The following is a 17670-nucleotide window of genomic DNA, read 5'->3' as shown; positions in this document are numbered from 1 at the left end:
CATTTCTTCTTGAATCAATCTTCTAGCCGCATCGCGCGGTTACGGAGCGGAACGCGCACGCCATCGTCGCCAATGACCATCCAACCGCCCTGCGGCGAGACCTCGAGCCTGGTCACTGTTTCCATCAATCCCCACCAAGTGGCCCGGGTGACCTTTATCTCATTGTCCCCCAGGAACTCGAGGTCACTCGAACGCCACGTCAACGTCAGCGCGATCAGGCCTGCAGCGAGCAACGTGACCATGATGACGCCGAGCACTGTGTCGAAGAACGCACCGATGGCGCTTTGCTTAGCAATAGGTGCTGCGAGAACGGCGCCCTGATCTGGTTGTGCATTCATTCTCTTCCCCCTGTTGATGTTGAGGCTGGCAATCGCCTTGCTGTGTACCGACTACATTTCGGGTGTGGAATCCCTCAAAACTCGATCGCCGCATCCACTTTGCGGCAAGCACTGACGTGATCTGTTGCGCGCCCCCTGCGGTGCCCTCCCCCGACCCCGCCAACCAAGCCACTAGCGCAGCACGTACGACGCCAGCACGGCCTGGACTTCGTAGATGCTCAGCTGCTTGTTGAACTGGGTCTGGATCGGCGTCGGGGTGCCCGAGATCCAGATCTTGAGCTCGGCGTCGAGATCGAACGAGCCGGCCGTTTCCACGCTGAAGTGGGTGATGCTGCGGTATGGAATCGAGTGGTACTCGACCTTGCTGCCGGTCAGCCCCTGCTTGTTGACGATCACGAAGCGTTTGTCGGTAAAGACGAAGTAGTCGCGGATCAGCTTGTAGGCGTGTTCCACCTGCTCGCCCGGCGCGAGCACCTTGGAGAACTCCTGCTGGATCTGTGCAGGTTCGATCTTCGATGCGTTGCCAAGCAGGCCGTCCAAAAGTCCCATCGCAATCTCCATGAAGTGGGTGTCGCCACGTTATCGCACGATGGCGGCAACACTTTACGATGGCCGGTGCCCGGCACGCACATGGCGCACCGGGGACGCGAGGAACCGAGGGGGAAGCATATGGATCACCAGTTGCGATCGACCGGAGGAACGAACGGGCCCCCGTTGTCTCCCACCCCGTGGGCGCAACGAATGACGTGGCGTATTCCCGACAGGAAGTGGACCCGCCCGGCCCTGGCGTTGTTGGCAGCCTGTAGCACTCCCGCTGCGGCAGACGATCCGCGTCTGATGCTGAAGCAATGGGGCTTGGCCTACTGCGTGGCGGCGCATGTCGAGGGCCGTGCGGCCCAGGGCGGCGCGGCAATGAACGGCTACTTCCAGCTGGGCGCGCACGGCAGCGAGGAGGCCTACGCAAATGTCCGCCGCTTCTTCGATAACTGGGTGGTCGAGCGTCCCGCGGTACCGAAGATGCCGGGGACCGACCTTTCGCTGATGAACTGCATCGATGCCTATGAGTCGGTCGAGTACGGGCAGGTCGTGCGTGAGCAGGATCGGTTCCTGTCTGGCTCGGAGTCCTGAAACGCAGCCGCACCTTGTGGGAGGGCCGCTACAAGGCGTGCCTGGTCGACAGCGAGCGGTACGTCCTCGCCTGCTATCACTACATCGAGCTCATCCGGCGCGCGCGCGAATGAGTGATCCCGGGGCTTATCGCTGGTCGAGCTGCGTGGCCAACTTCGGACAGCGGCTCGCCGGCACCCCGGCCGGCACAGCGCCCGCGCACGGCCTCACCCGGGAAAGAAGCTGACGGCGTTACTCCCGCCGTCACATCTCGGGCGTCGTAGCCTCCAGGATCCGCATCGCTTCTTCCTGCTGACGCCTTAGACGTTCCGGATCGGCCGGCGGATGGGCGTTGTTGCGCTTGTGTTCGGCGCGCAACTCCGGCGGGACCACGTCCACTTGCCGATGCCGCTGCATGAAGGCCCTGTCCCCAGGCACCAGCTGGCAATTGCGACTGAGGATCTCCAGCTCGTCTCCCGACCTTGCTGCCCCGCTCTGCAGGTTCACGACCACCCCGAGGGTATCGCCGAGCGGCTCCAGCTCGATACAGATGTCATCGATGGTGCGCTGACTGCGGGCCTCGTTCGTCGCCACGATTACCAGCAGATTCTCGTGGTCGATCCATGCGACTGACCTGACGCCATCGACATGCCGGATCGCCGCCCGCGCAGCCTCACGATCCACCTTGCGGGCCGGGTCGGCCAGCTTGATCGACCTGCGGAAGTCGTCATTGAACGCCTCCATGCCCCGCCGCACTCCTTCCTGATCGCCGAGGATCGCGGATCCGCGAATCGCGGCCATCCGCGCGGCGGTCTCCACAGGCGTCAACGGTTGTCCGGCCCGCTGGGGCTCACGTCGCTCGGAGTCATGCTCACCTACCCCGCAACCGGTCAGCATGAGGGGCAGTACCAGCAACCAATTCCGTTTCACCACACCCCCCCATCACGATAACAGCGGCTCTTCCACCGCTTCGACATAACAACCCTGGCGACGCAACCTTGCTACGACGTGCGACCAGGTGAACCTGACCGCGTTACCGGATCGGTCCCTTGAATCGATATGACACCTTCGAGCCCTCGATCGCGATCAGCTTGCGGTCCTTCAGACGCGCGATCACCTGCGGAACGACGCGCGCACCTGGCGCGGGTGTCGCCCATGAGGTGAGCGAAGACGTGAGCGTCTTGAGCGTCGCGGGCCTGGCGTGCTTCAAGCCCTTGAGACGCTCGACCACCTGCGCGGTGAACGTCTCCACGTCCGCCGCGATTGCCCTGGATTTCGGCGCCGGGGTCGACTCGGACAGTACCGTGACCTCGACATCCTTCCCACGCTTGGCCTGCACAGGCGCGGCCACCGCGACCGCCGCGGGAATCTGTGCCACCTGAGAGATCGCGGTTGGCTTGATCGCCACCACGTTGCCGCCAGCGGGGAGGGCGGATGAGGCGGCGGCTGTGTCCGTGGATGACACCATTGCGCCCTGCCCGGCTGCAACCGCTGCCGCAGCAGGCGCCACGGCCACCGCTGACGTCACCCTGGTCTCGGCTTGCCCAGGCAGTGCCCTGATCCGGCGGCATTCGATTTTCAGCGTGGCGGTCAGGTGACGCACCAGCGGATCGAAGCCGGTGTCGCCGGACACGATGGTGAACTTCGCACCTGGATGCCGCTGGGCCAAGTGGCCGATGTAAAACGCGATGTGGAAGTCGACCGCGTTCGGCCCGCTACCCGCGATGCTCAGGTACTCGACATCGGTGCCGAACCGCTGCAGCGCCCGGGTCAACTCGATCGGCACCTTGTTCTGGTTCTGGCCGAGGAACAGCATGATCCGGCACGCGCCGGGCACCAGCCGCAGCCGACCCACGCCGGTGGGCTGCACGTTCTCGAAATCGATCAGGAAAATTTCCAGGCTCAATCCATGTCCCCGTTTCGCCCTAGGTGACTGTACCCGACGACGTCCGTGGCGATAAACCAGCCGGTCGAAGAGCGATAAGCTTTAACTTACGGATTGAAAACGGGGTCAAGTTCACTTTTTTGACGTGCTGCGTCGGGTCTGAAACGGGGTCGGGTCCACCTTTCCGACGTGGCTGCGTCCGGAAGCCCGACGGCACTGCACGGTGGGCGGCGATCGCTCCACCGGCAGCGGCCGCCCACGATCCATGACATGGCCCGTCTGCCACGATTCGACCTGCCCGGCGTAGCGCAGCACATCGTGCAGCGCGGCAACAACCGCTTGCCCTGCTTCCTCGACGACGGCGACCGGCTGCGCTATCTCACGCTGCTGGGCGAGGCGCTGGCCGCCACCGGCGTACAGCTGCGCGTACGTGCTCATGGACAACCACGTGCATCTGCTGGCCACACCACCCGAAACCGGCGCGATCAGCCGGCTGATGCAGCGCCTCGGGCGCCAGTACGTCGGCCTGTTCAACGCACGCCATGCACGCAGCGGCACCCTGTGGGAGGGCCGCTACAAGGCATGCCTGGTCGACAGCGAGCGGTACGTCCTCGCCTGCTATCGCTATATCGAGCTCAATCCGGTGCGCGCGCGGATGACGGATGATCCCGTGGCCTACCGCTGGTCGAGCTGCGCGGCCAACGTTGGCCAGCGCCCGCACTCGAAGCTCACCCCGCATCCTGCATGGCACGCGCTGGGCACGTCGCCCGAAGCACGCAACGCCGCCTACCGGAGCCTGCTTGACAAGGCCCTTCCCGCCGACCAGCTCGACGAGATCCGGCTCTACCTGCAGCAACAACGCGCCTGGGGCGGCGACGACTTCCGTGCCATGGTGGAAGCCAAAACCCGGCGCTTCGCCGGCACCCGACCGGCGCACCGCCCAGGCAAGGCCTCGCACGGGAAGTGAACCTGACCCCGTTATTCGTTCCGCTCAGTCCTCCAACCGCACGCGCGGTTACGGAGCGGAACACGCACGCCATCGTCGCCAATGACCATTCAAACCGCCTCGTTATTCCGTAGGTCGCCAGTCCGAACTATCCTTTAGCGTAGATTCGAAGTTCCTGCTCCTCAGCCTTCCGTATTCGTCTATATCTTGCTTCCATCGCGCTTCACTCTTAACGCCGAGGTTCTCGTCGAGAAGCTGCATAAACGGACCGAAAATGCGGTGTGCCGAGGAGAACCCGAGCTGGTTCGGTCGATCGACAGCTATTTCGATCAGTTTGTCCCCGGCATGCTGGCTAGAACAAAGCACCACATGAATCTCAACCTCATCCTTGTAGGTTAAAATCTCCATTGCCACAACCCACTGCCAACCGCTGCCACTTCGGAAGAAGCGAACACAGCTAGTCGTCGCGTGCGATATTTCATTCCAACTTTCCACAAGCTGGTTGATTAGCACGTCTTTACTGGGGCCAAACATGAAGCCTCCTGTATCTCTTGAGCAACTATTCATAGCTGGAATATGCTCAAACTCAACTGAAATCTTATAGTATCAAGCGCCGAGCCGGCAGCACCTCTTGCCGATCAGATCGCCGGCTCTACCGGCAACAGCAGAAGCGCCTAGGGCCGCGACGATTTCCGCGCGATGTCGAAGCCAAGACTCCGCGCTTCGCCGACTCCCGGCCGGCCCATCGTCCACGCAAAGCCTACGCGAGAAGTGAACCTGACCCCGTTTTCCTGGCCGGGGCACACCAACGTGCCATCCGCCGCCACCGTGGCCCGATACAGTGCCGCCGGTGTTGCGTCGATCACGGTCACCGCAACCTGTCCATTGCGACCCTCGGTGATTTCGCCCGCGACGCGACGATCCCGGCGCATGTCGCGGTTCTCGTGCATCGCAGCCGGCACCACCGCCACCGCGCGCGCGTGTTGGTACATGACGCGGCCATTGGCTTCGGCGGCTGCGATATCCGCTGCGTAGGTGGCATCGTCCACCTGCTGGGCCAGAACCGGCGCTGCGAAGACCAGCAGACCTATCAGCACGACAATCCCGAGCCTCCGATGGGTGGCGGGAGCGGTGCACTGATCTGGTGGTGTACCCATTCTTTTCTCCCGCTCGACGTGGATGTTGGCAAGCGCCGCTTGTGGCCGGACTTACATTTCCGGTGTGGAATCCCGCAGAAGCTCGATCGCCGCATCCGCTTTGCGGCGCGCCCCGCGGGCCTCCGCCTCGGAGAGCGGCCTGCGCGGTGCGTTCTTCGCGCAATGGTCGATATAGGTGCCGGAGAAGTGGTCGATGACCTCGTGGCAGGGGTTGGACGCGGGTTCGGTGTAGGCAGCGGCCGTCGGGCCCGGCCCCGCGACCGCAGTCGCCCGCTGTGTTGATAGCGGAACGTTTTGCCGTGTAGACGGAACGCTGGGGCGCCCCGAGCCAGCCGCCTGTGTCACGCCTGTCGTGATGGATTCGATCGCGGACTTGAGCAGAATATACTTATCCTCTCGCACCGCATCGCTTTAATCGCTTGCTGCTCATACTCTTGATACATTCGCAAAAATCCAACCCCACATACCAAACAGCAACTCTAGAAGATTCCCTAGCGCTGCAGGAAGAGCTGAACATACATGCTGCAACAGGACAATTCCGAACAGGACGAGCGCGAGAATCAACAAGAGAATGATCGCAAGGCGAAATAATCGTCTGCTACCTGAGTGAGCTCCGAATATTTCCCAATAAATCTCTCTTTCAGCGCCATCCGTCTTTTCCGCGTCTTCTCGCGGCATTACAAACTCATACCGAACGTCATCCATGATAAAGCTCAGAACAGTTCCTCTCTCCAGGATTTCCGGCTCTGATGGCAGATCACCCGCTGCCTTGCTGACAACTAAATAGCCTTTTTCACTCAACCTCTTTGAAAGCCTCTTCCAAGGAGCACCCCCACTCTTCATGATGTCAAAGGCCAGCCACACCAGCCACCTTGGCGAATGCCCAACTGACTTGTAGTGAGCGAACGAAGGATACTTCTTAATGAAATATGGGCAACAAGCAGTAAATAGTAGTAGTGCGACGGTGTACGCGAGGGAGGCAAACCAAAGTATCGTCCAGCTAAACGGGAGTGAAGGACGAATGTTAACAGACCATGCGTTTATCTGGATTTGCGCCGGAACTGCCTGCAACAGGCTAAGTGCAATTGGGACAATAGAAAACCAGACAACGAAGTATCGAAGAATGGAGACGGAGAAGAACTCCCTATACCATTGCCAGTGCGTGCGATATTGATCCAGCCAGGACTTTTTTCTGACTTCACGCATTCTGGGCTGACCTCCGAACTGGATCTACAGAAGGCGACTTCATTAACTCCCGAACTTCTCTAGTTAGAATGTATTTCGCTCTGGATTTTCCACCTTCGAAATCATCCACCAACTCGACCCAATAAAAACTTGCCGGGGTCGCGCCATGTGAGACAGAGCCCCACTTAGCCCTGACTTCATCCTCGATGGTGCAGCCCGACTGTGAGCGTGACTTTGAGTTCACATGCATGGCAATGCTTCGCGACGGTCGCCACGTCATCTCTAAGGATTCCAATTCAACGCGACCGTGATCCTTAGCGGCGCGGATAGCTTCTAAGTAATTAAATTTGAAGCCATCGCCAAGTCCTAATAGGTCGGCTCCACTGCAGCAAACCGCGCCATCACTGGGATGAAGCAGATCGGTATCCGCAGCACCAAACGTCATGCCGCATTGTCTAGTGCGATCCCGGTACTCAAGAACCGACGGAAGTCGCCAATTCACAGGGAGAACCCACTCCCTTCCATGTCTTCTAGCCCCAAGATGATCGAACTTCTCTCTGACATTCATTCCGAGCGCTGCGTCGAGCCGCGAGCGGTGAGCCCAGCCTCGCTCTATTGGGAGCTTGAGGTGCTCAACGGCGACGTGCCTTACGCCAACCCGCGCACACGCTTCAATGATTGAAAAGACCTCAGTCTCCCTCCCAGGCAGAACGGGTTGAATACGACAGGCCACCGGAATTCCGGCACTAGAAAGTCTATCCATCATCGCCAACCGCTCACTGGCGACAGGCGCTCCGGCATCTACTGCGGCAGATACCTCATCACTTAAAGTGCTTAGTGATATTTGGACAGCAAAGGGACCGTCGGCAAGCACGCCAAGCACGTGATCCGAAGCCACTGCGCGCCCTTTAGTGCTCAGAATAACAGGCTGACCATACTCCCTCGCCGCGGACAAGTGGGCGAGTGTGACACCCAAACCTTCCTCCATCGGAGGGAATGGGTCGGACATTCCTCCTAAATGAATCGGAATCTTCTGCGCGAGGAACTCATCGACCGCTGATGAAAGCCGGCCGCTCGAAACTCTTTCTAGGCGGCGTGAAAACGATTCTACGCTAGCTGGAACGGTCCGGGAGGAAGACGTGCTGCCACCTCGCGCACTGGCGAAGCAGTAACGACATGCGAACTGGCAACTTGAGTACGTGTCGAGTCGGAGGGGAATTCCGCAAAACGGGAATTGACTCGTTATTGAAAGAGAGTATCGATAGCTCAAACATCACCCCCGTGGTCCCTCACATATTCCTCCGATATTCCCCACCCACGTCATACAGCGCGTGGCTGATCTGACCCAGGCTGTGCGTCTTCACCGCTTCGATCAGCGCCTTGAACACGTTGCGGCGTTCGCGCGCGGTCTTCTGCAGGTAGCCCAGGCCGTGGCCGTCGTGCGGCTCGGTGGCCGCGGCGGCATCGTCTTCCACCACGTGGCTGTGCTCGGTCTCCCCGACCGGCGCCAGCACGTTGCGGGACTGCTGCCACAGGCGCACGTTCTCGATCTGCTGGCCCTTTTCCTCTTCCGTTGAGCGGATCAGTTCGATCTCGGTAGCGACTTCGCCTGCGTGTTCTTTAGGCAGGAAGGTGTTCACGCCCACCAGCGGCAAGCTGCCGTCGTGCTTCTTGTGCTCGTAGTACAGGCTTTCTTCCTGGATCTTGCCGCGCTGGTACATGGTGTCCATGGCGCCGAGCACGCCGCCGCGCTCGCTGATGGCCTCGAACTCCTTGTACACGGCCTCCTCCACCAGGTCGGTCAGCTGGTCGACGATGAAGCTGCCCTGCCAGGGGTTCTCGCAGAAGTTCAGCCCCAGCTCCTTGTTGATGATCATCTGGATGGCCACGGCGCGGCGCACGCTTTCTTCGGTGGGCGTGGTGATGGCTTCGTCGTAGGCGTTGGTGTGCAGGCTGTTGCAGTTGTCGAACAGCGCGTACAGCGCCTGCAGCGTGGTGCGGATGTCGTTGAACTGGATCTCCTGCGCGTGCAGGCTGCGGCCGCTGGTCTGGATGTGGTACTTCATCATCTGGCTGCGCTCGTTCGCGCCGTAGCGCTCGCGCATGGCGCGCGCCCAGATGCGCCGGGCCACGCGGCCGATGACGGTGTATTCCGGGTCCATGCCGTTGGAGAAGAAGAACGACAGGTTGGGGGCGAAGTCGTCGATCTTCATCCCGCGCGCGAGGTAGTACTCGACGATGGTGAAGCCGTTCGACAGCGTAAAGGCGAGCTGGCTGATCGGGTTCGCCCCGGCTTCGGCGATGTGGTAGCCGGAGATCGACACCGAATAGAAATTGCGCACCCTGTTGTCGACGAAGTACTGCTGGATGTCGCCCATCATGCGCAGCGCGAACTCGGTGCTGAAGATGCAGGTGTTCTGCGCCTGGTCTTCTTTCAGGATGTCGGCCTGCACGGTGCCGCGCACGGTGGCGAGCGTTTCGGCCTTGATCTTCGCGTAGGTCTCGGCGTCGACCAGCTGGTCGCCGGTCATGCCCAGGAGCGCGAGGCCGAGGCCGTCGTTGGTGGGCGGCAGTTCGCCGTGGTAGCGCGGGCGCTCGCGGCCTTCGAAGAAGGCGTCGATCTGCTTCTGTGCTTCGGCCCAACGGTCGGCGTCAGCCTTCAGGTACTTCTCGATCTGCTGGTCGACGGCGCAGTTCATGAACAGCGCGAGGATGATCGGCGCGGGGCCGTTGATGGTCATCGACACGCTGGTGGTGGGCGCGCACAGGTCGAAGCCGGAATAGAGCTTCTTCATGTCGTCCAGCGTGGGGATGTTGACGCCGGAGTTGCCGATCTTTCCGTAGATGTCCGGGCGCGGCGCCGGGTCTTCGCCGTACAGGGTGACGGAGTCGAACGCGGTGGACAGGCGCGCGGCGGGCTGGCCGACGGACAGGTAATGGAAGCGGCGGTTGGTGCGCTCGGGCGTGCCCTCGCCGGCGAACATGCGGATCGGGTCTTCGCCGGTGCGGCGGTACGGGTACACGCCGCCGGTGTAGGGGTAGCTGCCCGGCAGGTTTTCCTTGCCGAGGAAGGTCAGCAGCTCGCCCCACGACTTGTAGGTGGGCGCGGCGATCTTCGGGATCTTCTGGTGGCTGAGCGATTCGCGGTAGTTCTCGACGCGAATGGTCTTGCCGCGCACCTGGTATTCGGTGACCTCGTCGGTGATCGACTTCAGGCGTGCGGGCCACTCGCGCAGGTTGCGCAGGTTCTCGCTGGTGAGCGCCTGGACGGCGTCGTTGTAACGCTGGCGGAGGGTGAGGAGGGTGCGGTCGGCAGCCTCGTCGTTCCCGCGAAGGCGGGGCTCTAAACAGCCGAATGGCTGGTCACCCATGGACGTTTCGCTGTCGTCGGTTGAACGTCCATGGACCCCCGCCTTCGCGGGGGTGACGGACGAGGATGCGGGAACGACGTCGGCGCCGTCGTAGAGGTCGAGCTGCTTCGGCAGCTTGGGGTCGCCCAGTTCCTGCAGGGCCTGCCAAAACGACTGCGCGCGGTCGGCGGCTTCGGCCTGCTTTTCGATCGAGGCGTTGATCGCCCTGCCCTGTTCGGCGATCTCGGCGAGGTAGCGCACGCGGGCGCCGGGGATCAGCACGGTGGCGCGGGGTTCGCGCAGGCTCGTGTCGAGGTTGGGCTGGAAGTCGCAGTGGGCCGCGGTGACACCATCCCCACCCTGCCCTCCCCTTGAAGGGGAGGGTTCAACAGCGGCGAGGCCCGGCACCTTCTCGCGCAGCAGGCGGCACAGGTTGGTGAACATCCAGCTGATGCCGGGGTCGTTGAACTGGCTGGCGATCGTCGGGTAGACGGGCACGTCCTCGTCGGCCATCTGGAAGGCCACGCGGTTGCGCTTCCACTGTTTGCGCACGTCGCGCAGGGCGTCTTCGGCGCCGCGCTTGTCGTACTTGTTGAGCACGATCAGTTCGGCGAAGTCGATCATGTCGATCTTCTCCAGCTGGCTGGCCGCGCCGTAGTCGCTGGTCATGACGTACATCGGGAAGTCGACGAGGTCGACGATCTCCGAATCCGACTGGCCGATGCCGGCGGTCTCGACGATCACCAGGTCGTAGCCCAGGCCCTTCAGGAACCCGATGCAGTCCTTCAGCACGGCATTGGTCGCCACGTTCTGGCGGCGGGTGGCCATCGAGCGCATGTACACGCGATGCGAGCGCAGCGAGTTCATGCGGATGCGGTCGCCGAGCAACGCGCCACCGGTGCGGCGGCGGGTCGGGTCGACCGAGATCACGGCGATGCGCATCTGCGGGAAGCTGGCGAGGAAGCGGTTCAGCAGTTCGTCGGTGACCGACGACTTGCCGGCGCCGCCGGTGCCGGTGATGCCGATGACCGGCGCGGCCTGGCCGTGCGAGGCCCACTGCTTGCGCAGCATCGCCAGCTCCGCCTCGGAATGCGCGCCATCCTCGATGGCCGAGAGCACGCGGCCGATGGCGATCTCGTCGTCCATCGACGGACGCGTGGTGGCGAGCGCGTGGGCTTCGTCGCCGCGGGCGTCGCGGGCGTTGGAGACGCGCAACACCACGTCCTCGATCATCTCTACCAGGCCCATCTTCATGCCGTCGTTGGGGTGGTAGATGCGCTCGACGCCGTAGGCCTCGAGTTCGCGGATCTCTTCCGGGGTGATGGTGCCGCCACCGCCGCCGACCACGCGGATATGGCCGGCATCGCGCTCGCGCAGCATGTCGACCATGTACTTCATGTATTCGACGTGGCCGCCCTGGTAGCTCGACAGGGCGATGCCGTCGGCGTCTTCCTGCAGCGCGGCGCGCACCACGTCCTCCACCGAGCGGTTGTGGCCGAGGTGGATGACCTCGGCGCCCTGGCCCTGGATCAGCCGGCGCATGATGTTGATGGCGGCGTCGTGGCCATCGAACAGGCTGGCGGCGGTGACGAAGCGCAGCGGGGTGGCGTCGGGCTGGGCGGCGGGGGTTTGGTCGAGGGCGTTGCTGGCTGGCGTGCTCATGGCGCGCTCCCTGGAAGCGTAAAAACGATGGCCGCCATTGTAGAGGGCGTGCGCCCGGGCGGGCCGCCGCCGCGGCTGACTGCGCGGGAACGTGCGTGGGCGTCGGTGATGTCGGGCGTCGGCGGAGAGCCAGGGTTGCGGGCCTGAAACGAGAGAAGCCGCCCGGTGAGGGCGGCTTCCTGGTGTTGCGGCTGTCCTGTGCGGCGTTACGTGACTTTCTTGTAGATCGTCACGCCGAGGATGAAAAGGATCACGGCGATGATGATACCGGCCCAGAACAGGAACTGGGCGATGCCCATCATGGCGCCCGCGGCGCCGGAGAACCCGAGCGCGCCGGCAATGAGGCCGATGACGGCGAAGATGATGGCCCACTTGATCATGGCGGCTCCTTGTTTGAAGAGGGACCGGTTGCGCGACGCGTGTTCTACCCGTGGTGGACCCGACGCGCCGTGCAATGAACCGGTTGGGCTGCATCGTCGCGAGCACGTCGTGCGGGATGCGTGAATGCGGGTGTTCGGTGCGTGCGGAAGAGCGCCCTCACCCGCCCCTCCGGGGCACCCTCTCCCGCAGGCGGGAGAGGGGTACAGAGCAGCCCCGTCGGCGTGTGCTGTGCCGACCTGTCGGCCATGGCGTACCGCCTCTGCACCCCTCTCCCGTAGGCCGGAGAGGGGTGCAGAGCAGCCTCGTCGGCGCGTGCTGTGCCGACCTGTTGGCCATGGCGTTCGGCCTCTGACCCCTCTCCCGTAGGCGGGAGAGGGGTGCAGAGCAGCCTCGTCGGCGCGTGCGATGCCGACCTGTGGGACCGGCGTACCGCTGTGACCCCTCTCCCGCCTGCGGGAGAGGGTGCCCCGAAGGGGCGGGTGAGGGCCGTGGTTTGCGCTACGGCGCTTCGCAGATCGCCCGGTACAACCTGCGGCGCCTGGCGTCGAGGCCGGCGCTGGAGCGGTGGATGTCGACGCCTTCGCCGCTGCGCTGGACGTCGAGGATGCGGCTGACCGTCGCGCACAGCGTGGCGGCGTCGTCGTCGAAGGCGGCATGGTTGCTGGCCTCGGAGGCGTCGGGCGAACCGGCGGCCTCGTCGACGGTGGGCGCCTGGATCCAGTCCAGCAGGCCGTCGCGGATCAGCGCGCGCATCTCCGGGTTGCCGAACTCCGCGTGCTCGATGAAGAGCGCCATGCCGGCCAGCGGCGTGCCGTGGCGGCGGTCGCGGTCGATCCAGTTGCGCGCGGTGGCCTCGAACGCATGGGCGACCAGGTACAGCAGCGACTTGTTGTAGACCCGCGCGCAATGGTCGTCGCGCTCGGCGCGGTCGGTGAGGGTGAACAGGCTGGCGCGGTCGATGCGGCGTTCGCGCAGGGCCGGAGCGAAAGTCTGCAGGAACAGCCCGGTGGTGAGCGCCGGTGCCCACAGATGCGCGCTTTCGATCTTCCCGCCCAGGCCGAGCATGCCGGCCGCGGGGCCGCCGGCGATCTGGCCCTGCGTCGTCAGTAGCTGCACCAGGGGCGCCAGCAGGATCGAGCCGGCACTGTGCGCGGCAACGTGGATCTCCACCGTCGGGTCGCGCTGCTGCCAGTCGTGCAACAGGCGCGCGACCTGCGCGGCGCCGCCGGCCTCCTGCAGGCCGCCCTGGCCATCGCGCGACACCGCGGTGGTGGCCAGCAGCGCGTTCTCCTTCATCTCCTCCCACATCGCGCGGCCGCCGAGCACGCGTGCCAGCGGTTCGAGGGTGTCGTCGAGGCGGTCGAGCAGCAGGTCGCGGGTGCGTTCGAGCAGGCCTTCGCTGCGCGGGCGCGCGGCATCGCGCAGCAGGTTGCCGAGCGTGGTCCATAGGTCGGTCTTCCAGATGAAGGCCAGGGGGTAGATCTCCTGCCCGAGCAGGCTCTGCCGGTAGTCGGCGACGCGCTGCACGGCGGCCTGTTCCGGCACCAGCCCGCCATGCGCGTACAGCAGGATGCGTTTGCGCGACCAGCCGCGGGTGATGCGCGGCAGGTCGTTGCGCACCAGGTTGCGGATGTCGTCCTGGCTGTTGCCGAAGCGGCCGCCGCTGCGCAGGCGCCCTTCGTTGCCGAGGCTGACGATGTGCGGGCGCAGGTCGGCCTGCGAATAGCCGGTGGATTGCGCGGCCAGCGCCGAGTTGAACACCGCGCTGGTGGCCGGGCGCTGCACCTGCACCGGCACCGCCAGCCGGCCGACCCAGGTGTCGGTGCCGCGCTCGAGCCATTCGTCGTAGCCCACGTGCGCATGGCCATTGCGGCCCCAGCCGGTGCCCCAGCTGTTCTGGATCCAGAAGCCGCGCGCGTCGTAGCCGACGATGGCGAACGCGTGGTAGCCGGTGACGTCCTGCTGGCGCCAGGCAATCGCGCCGCTGGCCGGCGGTTTCAGCCAGCCTTCGTGCACCGCGGCCGAGGCATACAGCACGCCGGTTTCGGCGATGGCCACGTGCATGGCGACGAGGTCGCGGTGGTTGACGCGTGCATAGGCGCCGAGCGGATGGCGTTGCGCGTCGCGCGCGCGGCGTTCGGTATAGGCCTCGGCTTCGGCGCCGGCGCGCCAGGGCCACACCGCTTCGGTGGCGAGGCCATGGCGGTGCCAGCCCTTCATCGCGCCGCGGCAGCTGGAGCCGGCGTAGTCCTCGCCTTCCCATTCGTCGTAGCGGCGCGCCATGTCGTAGGCCATGCGTGGGCTGAGCCGGGTCGCCAGTGGCCGCGGCCGCCGGCTGCGCAACAGCGTGTGGGCGACGGTGACCAGCGCGAACGCGGTGCAGGCGCCCTCGCCGCCCTGGTCGAGCACTGGCACGCGGCGCTTGAGATGGCGGTCGAGCGGCATGGTGGGCGGCACGTCGACCAGGGTGGGGTCGAACATGCGGTCGCGGAAATCGGCGGTGTCGGGGCGGGCGTCGAGCAGGCGTTCGGGCTGGCGAGCGGTGCGTGCGGACATGCGGATCCCTCCGGGCGGCAGGTGTGCGATCGAGCAGGCGATCGTGGAGAAGCAACGCGCTGGGCGGCACCGCCGGGCCATGCCGGCACTGCACACCCGCCACGAGCATGCGCGCGTGGCGTCGCGCGGTCCGCGACACGCGCCACCGTTCGATCCCCCGCAGTCGCGGCGGCGGCCACGGCGGTGCCCCTACAATCGGCCGATCGACACGGGGACGACAGACACGGCATGCGCACGCGCCTGAAGAAGATCTTTGCCTGGGCCCTGGTGGGGCTGGTGGTGCTGATCGCCAGCGGCATCCTGCTGGCCGACCACCTGACGCCGCAGGCGACGGGCGAACCCTCGTGGACGCTGCCGCTGGAGCGCGACGCCACCGCCATCGACCGCGAGCTGATGCCGCTGCTCGACCGCAACCCCGGCATGAGCGGGGTGATCCTGGTGCCCGACGGGCTGGATGCCTTCGCCTCGCGCGCGATCAGCGCCCGCCAGGCCGGGCGCAGCCTCGACGTGCAGTACTACATCTGGAAGGACGACCTCGCCGGCCACCTGCTGCTCAACGAGCTGTTGCAGGCCGCCGAGCGCGGCGTGCGCGTGCGCCTGCTGCTCGACGACATCAGCACCCGCGGCAAGGACGGCGCGCTGCTGGCGTTCGACCAGCACCCCAACATCGAGATCCGCGTCTACAACCCGTTCCGCAACCGCGACGGCATCGGCCGCCTGCTGGAGATGGTGCAGCGCGCCTGGAGCATCACCCACCGCATGCACAACAAGGCGTGGATCGCCGATGGCCGGGTGGCGGTGGTGGGCGGCCGCAACGTGGGCCTTGAATACTTCGACGCCGCCGAGGACGTGAACTTCATCGATCTCGACGTGGTGGTGTTCGGGCCCGAGGTGAATTCCGCAAGCGACATCTTCGACACCTTCTGGAACAGCGAAGCGGTGGTGCCGATCGCCGCGCTCAACAGCAAGTCCGAGCGACGGCTGGATGAGGTGATGGCCGGCATCCGCGAGGAGGTGCGGAGCGCCGAGGCCAAGCGTTTCCTCGACCTGGTCGACACCTCCGACAGCGTGCGCCGCTACTTCCTGCAGACGCTGGAGCCGTACTGGATCAGCAGCCTCAGGATCATGTCGGACCCGCCGGTCAAGGCCAACGGCGATCGCCGCGACGGCTGGCTGATCACCCCGATCCTCGACGACCTGCGCAGCGCACGCGGCAAGGCGCTGGTGGTGTCGCCCTACTTCGTGCCGGGCCCCGAGGGCGTGACGCTGATGGCGCAGTCGGTGCGCGCCGGCGTGCACGTGGGCGTGGTGACCAACTCGCTGGCGGCCAACGACGTGCTGGCCGTGCACAGCGGCTACAGCCGCTACCGCAAGCAGATGCTGCGCCACGGCGTGGCGCTGTACGAGACCAGGCCCGGCATGACGAGCGAATCGAGCGTGTTCGGCAGCAGCGGTGCCAGCCTGCACACCAAGGCCTACATCGTCGACGACCGCCGCGGCTTCGTCGGCTCTTTCAACGTCGACCCGCGCTCGATCGACCTCAACACCGAGATGGGCCTGTTCTTCGACGACCCGGCGCTGGGCGCGGCGCTGCGCGAGCTGTTCGTGCACCTGTCCAGCCCGGAGCTCAGCTATTGGGTGTACATCAACGACGAGGGCCGCCTGCGCTGGCTGGACGCGGCCACATCGCCGCCGGAGGTGCTGGGTAACGAGCCCGAATCCAGCCGCTGGCAGCGTTTCCTGGTGTGGTTGATGGCGTGGCTGCCGATCGAGTCGCAGCTGTAGGGCGACGCCCTGCCGGCGTCGGCACACCCGCCCCCGTTCCGGGGCGGACGGGCATTTGACAGGTGACCCGCGTAGAATACGGCCCCCATCGGCAGCCGTTTCCGGGCCGCCGCACCCGCAGCAACCCAATCACCCACAGCGACCGGCCCGGTTCGCCCAGCGAATCGCGCCGCAGCGGAGCTTGCGATGATCTTCGAACATCTTGATACCTACGGCCACGAACAGGTCGTCTTCTGCCACAACAAGGACGCTGGCCTGAAGGCCATCATCGCGATCCACAACACCACCCTGGGCCCGGCCCTGGGCGGTACCCGCATGTGGCCGTACAAGAGCGAGCAGGAAGCGCTGAACGACGTGCTGCGCCTGTCGCGCGGCATGACCTACAAGAACGCGGTCGCGGGCCTGGACATCGGCGGCGGCAAGGCGGTGATCATCGGCAACCCGGCCACCGACAAGTCCGAGGCGCTGTTCCGTGCGTTCGGCAAGGCCGTGCAGTCGCTGGGCGGTCGCTACATCACCGCCGAGGACGTCGGCATCGACGTCAACGACATGGAGCACGTCTACAAGGAGACCGAGTTCGTCACCGGCGTGCACCAGGTGCACGGTGGCTCGGGTGATCCGTCGCCGTTCACCGCCTACGGTTCGCTGCAGGGCCTGATGGCGACGCTCAACGCCAAGTTCGGCAACGAGGAAGTCGGCAATTACAGCTACGCCGTGCAGGGCCTGGGCCACGTCGGCATGGAGTTCGTGAAGCTGCTCAAGGAGCGCGGCGCGAAGATCTTCGTCACCGACATCAACCAGGCGCTGGTCGACAAGGCGGTGACCGAGTACGGCGCCGAGGCCGTGGGCCTGGACGAGATCTACGACGTCAACGCCGACGTGTACTCGCCCTGCGCGCTGGGTGGCACGGTCAACGAAGAGACCCTGCCCCGCCTGAAGGCCAAGGTCATCTGCGGCTCGGCCAACAACCAGCTGGCCAACAACGCCATCGGTGACGAGCTCGAGAAGCGCGGCATCCTCTACGCCCCGGACTACGCGGTGAACGCAGGCGGCGTGATGAACGTGGCGCTCGAGATGACCGGCTACAACCGCGAGCGCGCGATGCGCCAGATGCGCACGATCTACCACAACGTGGCGCGCATCTTCGAGATCGCCCAGCGTGACGGCATCCCGACCTACAAGGCTGCCGACCGCATGGCGGAAGAGCGCATCCAGATCATGGGCAAGCTCAAGCTGCCGCTGGGCCGCAGCGCTCCGCGCTTCGAAGGCCGCATCCGCGGCGGCGCGTAAGCCGTATCGATGCAAGCCGACGACGGGG

The 17670-nt window shown here is 64.8% G+C and carries 16 protein-coding genes and 1 pseudogene; 5 read left to right on the top strand and 12 right to left on the bottom strand.

The genetic code is table 11. The features are described 5' to 3' along the window. Window positions 1–14 precede the first annotated feature (14 nt). Complete coding sequence (locus E5843_RS06210) at window positions 15–338, bottom strand: hypothetical protein (RefSeq protein WP_136412142.1); 324 nt, start codon at window positions 336–338, stop codon at window positions 15–17. Window positions 339–509: 171 nt separating this feature from the next. Further along, window positions 510–887 (bottom strand): PH domain-containing protein, encoded by a 378-nt coding sequence (locus E5843_RS06205; RefSeq protein ID WP_136412141.1) that lies wholly within the window; start codon window positions 885–887, stop codon window positions 510–512. Window positions 888–1175: 288 nt separating this feature from the next. On the opposite strand from E5843_RS06205, the gene E5843_RS06200 reads away from it, so the two are divergent. Beyond that, on the top strand, window positions 1176–1466 hold the full coding sequence (locus tag E5843_RS06200) for a hypothetical protein (protein ID WP_136412140.1): 291 nt from the start codon (window positions 1176–1178) through the stop codon (window positions 1464–1466). Window positions 1467–1709: 243 nt separating this feature from the next. Here E5843_RS06200 and E5843_RS06190 read toward each other — a convergent pair whose 3' ends face one another. From E5843_RS06190 to E5843_RS14525, 3 genes are all read right to left on the bottom strand, one after another. Beyond that, window positions 1710–2273, bottom strand: a complete 564-nt coding sequence (locus tag E5843_RS06190) for a hypothetical protein (protein WP_136412139.1) — start codon at window positions 2271–2273, stop codon at window positions 1710–1712. Between the two features lie 205 nt (window positions 2274–2478). Beyond that, on the bottom strand, window positions 2479–3351 hold the full coding sequence (locus E5843_RS06185) for a PIN domain-containing protein (RefSeq protein ID WP_136412138.1): 873 nt from the start codon (window positions 3349–3351) through the stop codon (window positions 2479–2481). A gap of 111 nt (window positions 3352–3462) precedes the next feature. Continuing rightward, window positions 3463–3768 carry a hypothetical protein gene (locus E5843_RS14525; protein ID WP_341867490.1) on the bottom strand — a complete coding sequence of 102 codons (306 nt, stop codon included), beginning with the start codon at window positions 3766–3768 and terminating at the stop codon, window positions 3463–3465. Here E5843_RS14525 and E5843_RS06180 point away from each other — a divergent pair. After that, window positions 3767–4297, top strand: a complete 531-nt coding sequence (locus tag E5843_RS06180) for a transposase (RefSeq protein WP_341867489.1) — start codon at window positions 3767–3769, stop codon at window positions 4295–4297. The genes E5843_RS14525 and E5843_RS06180 overlap by 2 nt on opposite strands. Before the next feature lie 102 nt (window positions 4298–4399). Here E5843_RS06180 and E5843_RS06175 read toward each other — a convergent pair whose 3' ends face one another. The 3 genes from E5843_RS06175 to E5843_RS06165 all read right to left on the bottom strand — a co-directional run bounded on the left by E5843_RS06175 (window position 4400) and on the right by E5843_RS06165 (window position 6639). After that, a complete protein-coding gene (locus E5843_RS06175) occupies window positions 4400–4810 on the bottom strand; it encodes a hypothetical protein (protein ID WP_141065795.1) in 411 nt (136 codons plus the stop codon). A 140-nt stretch (window positions 4811–4950) separates the two neighbouring features. Next, window positions 4951–5433, bottom strand: coding sequence for a hypothetical protein (locus E5843_RS06170; RefSeq protein ID WP_136412137.1), 483 nt, complete (start codon window positions 5431–5433; stop codon window positions 4951–4953). Window positions 5434–5859: 426 nt separating this feature from the next. Then, window positions 5860–6639, bottom strand: coding sequence for a hypothetical protein (locus E5843_RS06165; protein WP_136412136.1), 780 nt, complete (start codon window positions 6637–6639; stop codon window positions 5860–5862). A 388-nt stretch (window positions 6640–7027) separates the two neighbouring features. On the opposite strand from E5843_RS06165, the gene E5843_RS06160 reads away from it, so the two are divergent. Further along, window positions 7028–7300, top strand: coding sequence for a hypothetical protein (locus E5843_RS06160; RefSeq protein ID WP_136412135.1), 273 nt, complete (start codon window positions 7028–7030; stop codon window positions 7298–7300). Between the two features lie 30 nt (window positions 7301–7330). On the opposite strand, the pseudogene E5843_RS14575 reads toward E5843_RS06160, so the two are convergent. The 4 genes and pseudogenes from E5843_RS14575 to E5843_RS06145 all read right to left on the bottom strand — a co-directional run. Further along, window positions 7331–7888 (bottom strand): annotated as a pseudogene (locus E5843_RS14575) (radical SAM protein); the annotation flags it as partial. Window positions 7889–7907: 19 nt separating this feature from the next. Continuing rightward, on the bottom strand, window positions 7908–11630 hold the full coding sequence (locus E5843_RS06155; protein ID WP_136412134.1) for a methylmalonyl-CoA mutase family protein: 3723 nt from the start codon (window positions 11628–11630) through the stop codon (window positions 7908–7910). 206 nt (window positions 11631–11836) lie between these two features. Further along, window positions 11837–12010, bottom strand: a complete 174-nt coding sequence (locus E5843_RS06150; protein ID WP_134673180.1) for a DUF1328 domain-containing protein — start codon at window positions 12008–12010, stop codon at window positions 11837–11839. Between the two features lie 499 nt (window positions 12011–12509). Next, the gene (locus E5843_RS06145; RefSeq protein WP_141065794.1) at window positions 12510–14567 is read right to left on the bottom strand and encodes a C1 family peptidase; all 2058 of its coding nucleotides are present in this window, start codon (window positions 14565–14567) and stop codon (window positions 12510–12512) included. A gap of 228 nt (window positions 14568–14795) precedes the next feature. Between E5843_RS06145 and E5843_RS06140 the strand changes: the two genes are divergently transcribed. Together E5843_RS06140 and E5843_RS06135 are read left to right on the top strand one after the other, a co-directional pair. Then, window positions 14796–16352 carry a phospholipase D family protein gene (locus E5843_RS06140; RefSeq protein ID WP_136412133.1) on the top strand — a complete coding sequence of 519 codons (1557 nt, stop codon included), beginning with the start codon at window positions 14796–14798 and terminating at the stop codon, window positions 16350–16352. A gap of 186 nt (window positions 16353–16538) precedes the next feature. Next, on the top strand, window positions 16539–17642 hold the full coding sequence (locus E5843_RS06135) for a Glu/Leu/Phe/Val dehydrogenase dimerization domain-containing protein (RefSeq protein WP_134673177.1): 1104 nt from the start codon (window positions 16539–16541) through the stop codon (window positions 17640–17642). The last annotated feature ends 28 nt before the right edge of the window (window positions 17643–17670 follow it).

Origin of the sequence: Luteimonas yindakuii, from assembly GCF_004803715.2 — a bacterium.
Lineage (GTDB): Bacteria > Pseudomonadota > Gammaproteobacteria > Xanthomonadales > Xanthomonadaceae > Luteimonas > Luteimonas yindakuii.
The sequence above is the reverse complement of the archived record's forward strand: the minus strand, read 5'-3'. Positions and strand labels throughout refer to the sequence as shown.

Excerpts from the sequence above, each read along its gene's own strand:
- E5843_RS06210 (WP_136412142.1), bottom strand. The coding sequence starts at position 338 with ATGAATGCACAACCAGATCAGGGCGCCGTTCTCGCAGCACCTATTGCT.
- E5843_RS06205 (WP_136412141.1), bottom strand. The coding sequence starts at position 887 with ATGGGACTTTTGGACGGCCTGCTTGGCAACGCATCGAAGATCGAACCT.
- E5843_RS06200 (WP_136412140.1), top strand. The coding sequence starts at position 1,176 with ATGCTGAAGCAATGGGGCTTGGCCTACTGCGTGGCGGCGCATGTCGAG.
- E5843_RS06180 (WP_341867489.1), top strand. The coding sequence starts at position 3,767 with ATGGACAACCACGTGCATCTGCTGGCCACACCACCCGAAACCGGCGCG.
- E5843_RS14525 (WP_341867490.1), bottom strand. The coding sequence starts at position 3,768 with ATGAGCACGTACGCGCAGCTGTACGCCGGTGGCGGCCAGCGCCTCGCC.
- E5843_RS06175 (WP_141065795.1), bottom strand. The coding sequence starts at position 4,810 with ATGTTTGGCCCCAGTAAAGACGTGCTAATCAACCAGCTTGTGGAAAGT.
- E5843_RS06170 (WP_136412137.1), bottom strand. The coding sequence starts at position 5,433 with ATGGGTACACCACCAGATCAGTGCACCGCTCCCGCCACCCATCGGAGG.
- E5843_RS06165 (WP_136412136.1), bottom strand. The coding sequence starts at position 6,639 with ATGCGTGAAGTCAGAAAAAAGTCCTGGCTGGATCAATATCGCACGCAC.
- E5843_RS06160 (WP_136412135.1), top strand. The coding sequence starts at position 7,028 with ATGAAGCAGATCGGTATCCGCAGCACCAAACGTCATGCCGCATTGTCT.
- E5843_RS06155 (WP_136412134.1), bottom strand. The coding sequence starts at position 11,630 with ATGAGCACGCCAGCCAGCAACGCCCTCGACCAAACCCCCGCCGCCCAG.
- E5843_RS06150 (WP_134673180.1), bottom strand. The coding sequence starts at position 12,010 with ATGATCAAGTGGGCCATCATCTTCGCCGTCATCGGCCTCATTGCCGGC.
- E5843_RS06145 (WP_141065794.1), bottom strand. The coding sequence starts at position 14,567 with ATGTCCGCACGCACCGCTCGCCAGCCCGAACGCCTGCTCGACGCCCGC.
- E5843_RS06140 (WP_136412133.1), top strand. The coding sequence starts at position 14,796 with ATGCGCACGCGCCTGAAGAAGATCTTTGCCTGGGCCCTGGTGGGGCTG.
- E5843_RS06135 (WP_134673177.1), top strand. The coding sequence starts at position 16,539 with ATGATCTTCGAACATCTTGATACCTACGGCCACGAACAGGTCGTCTTC.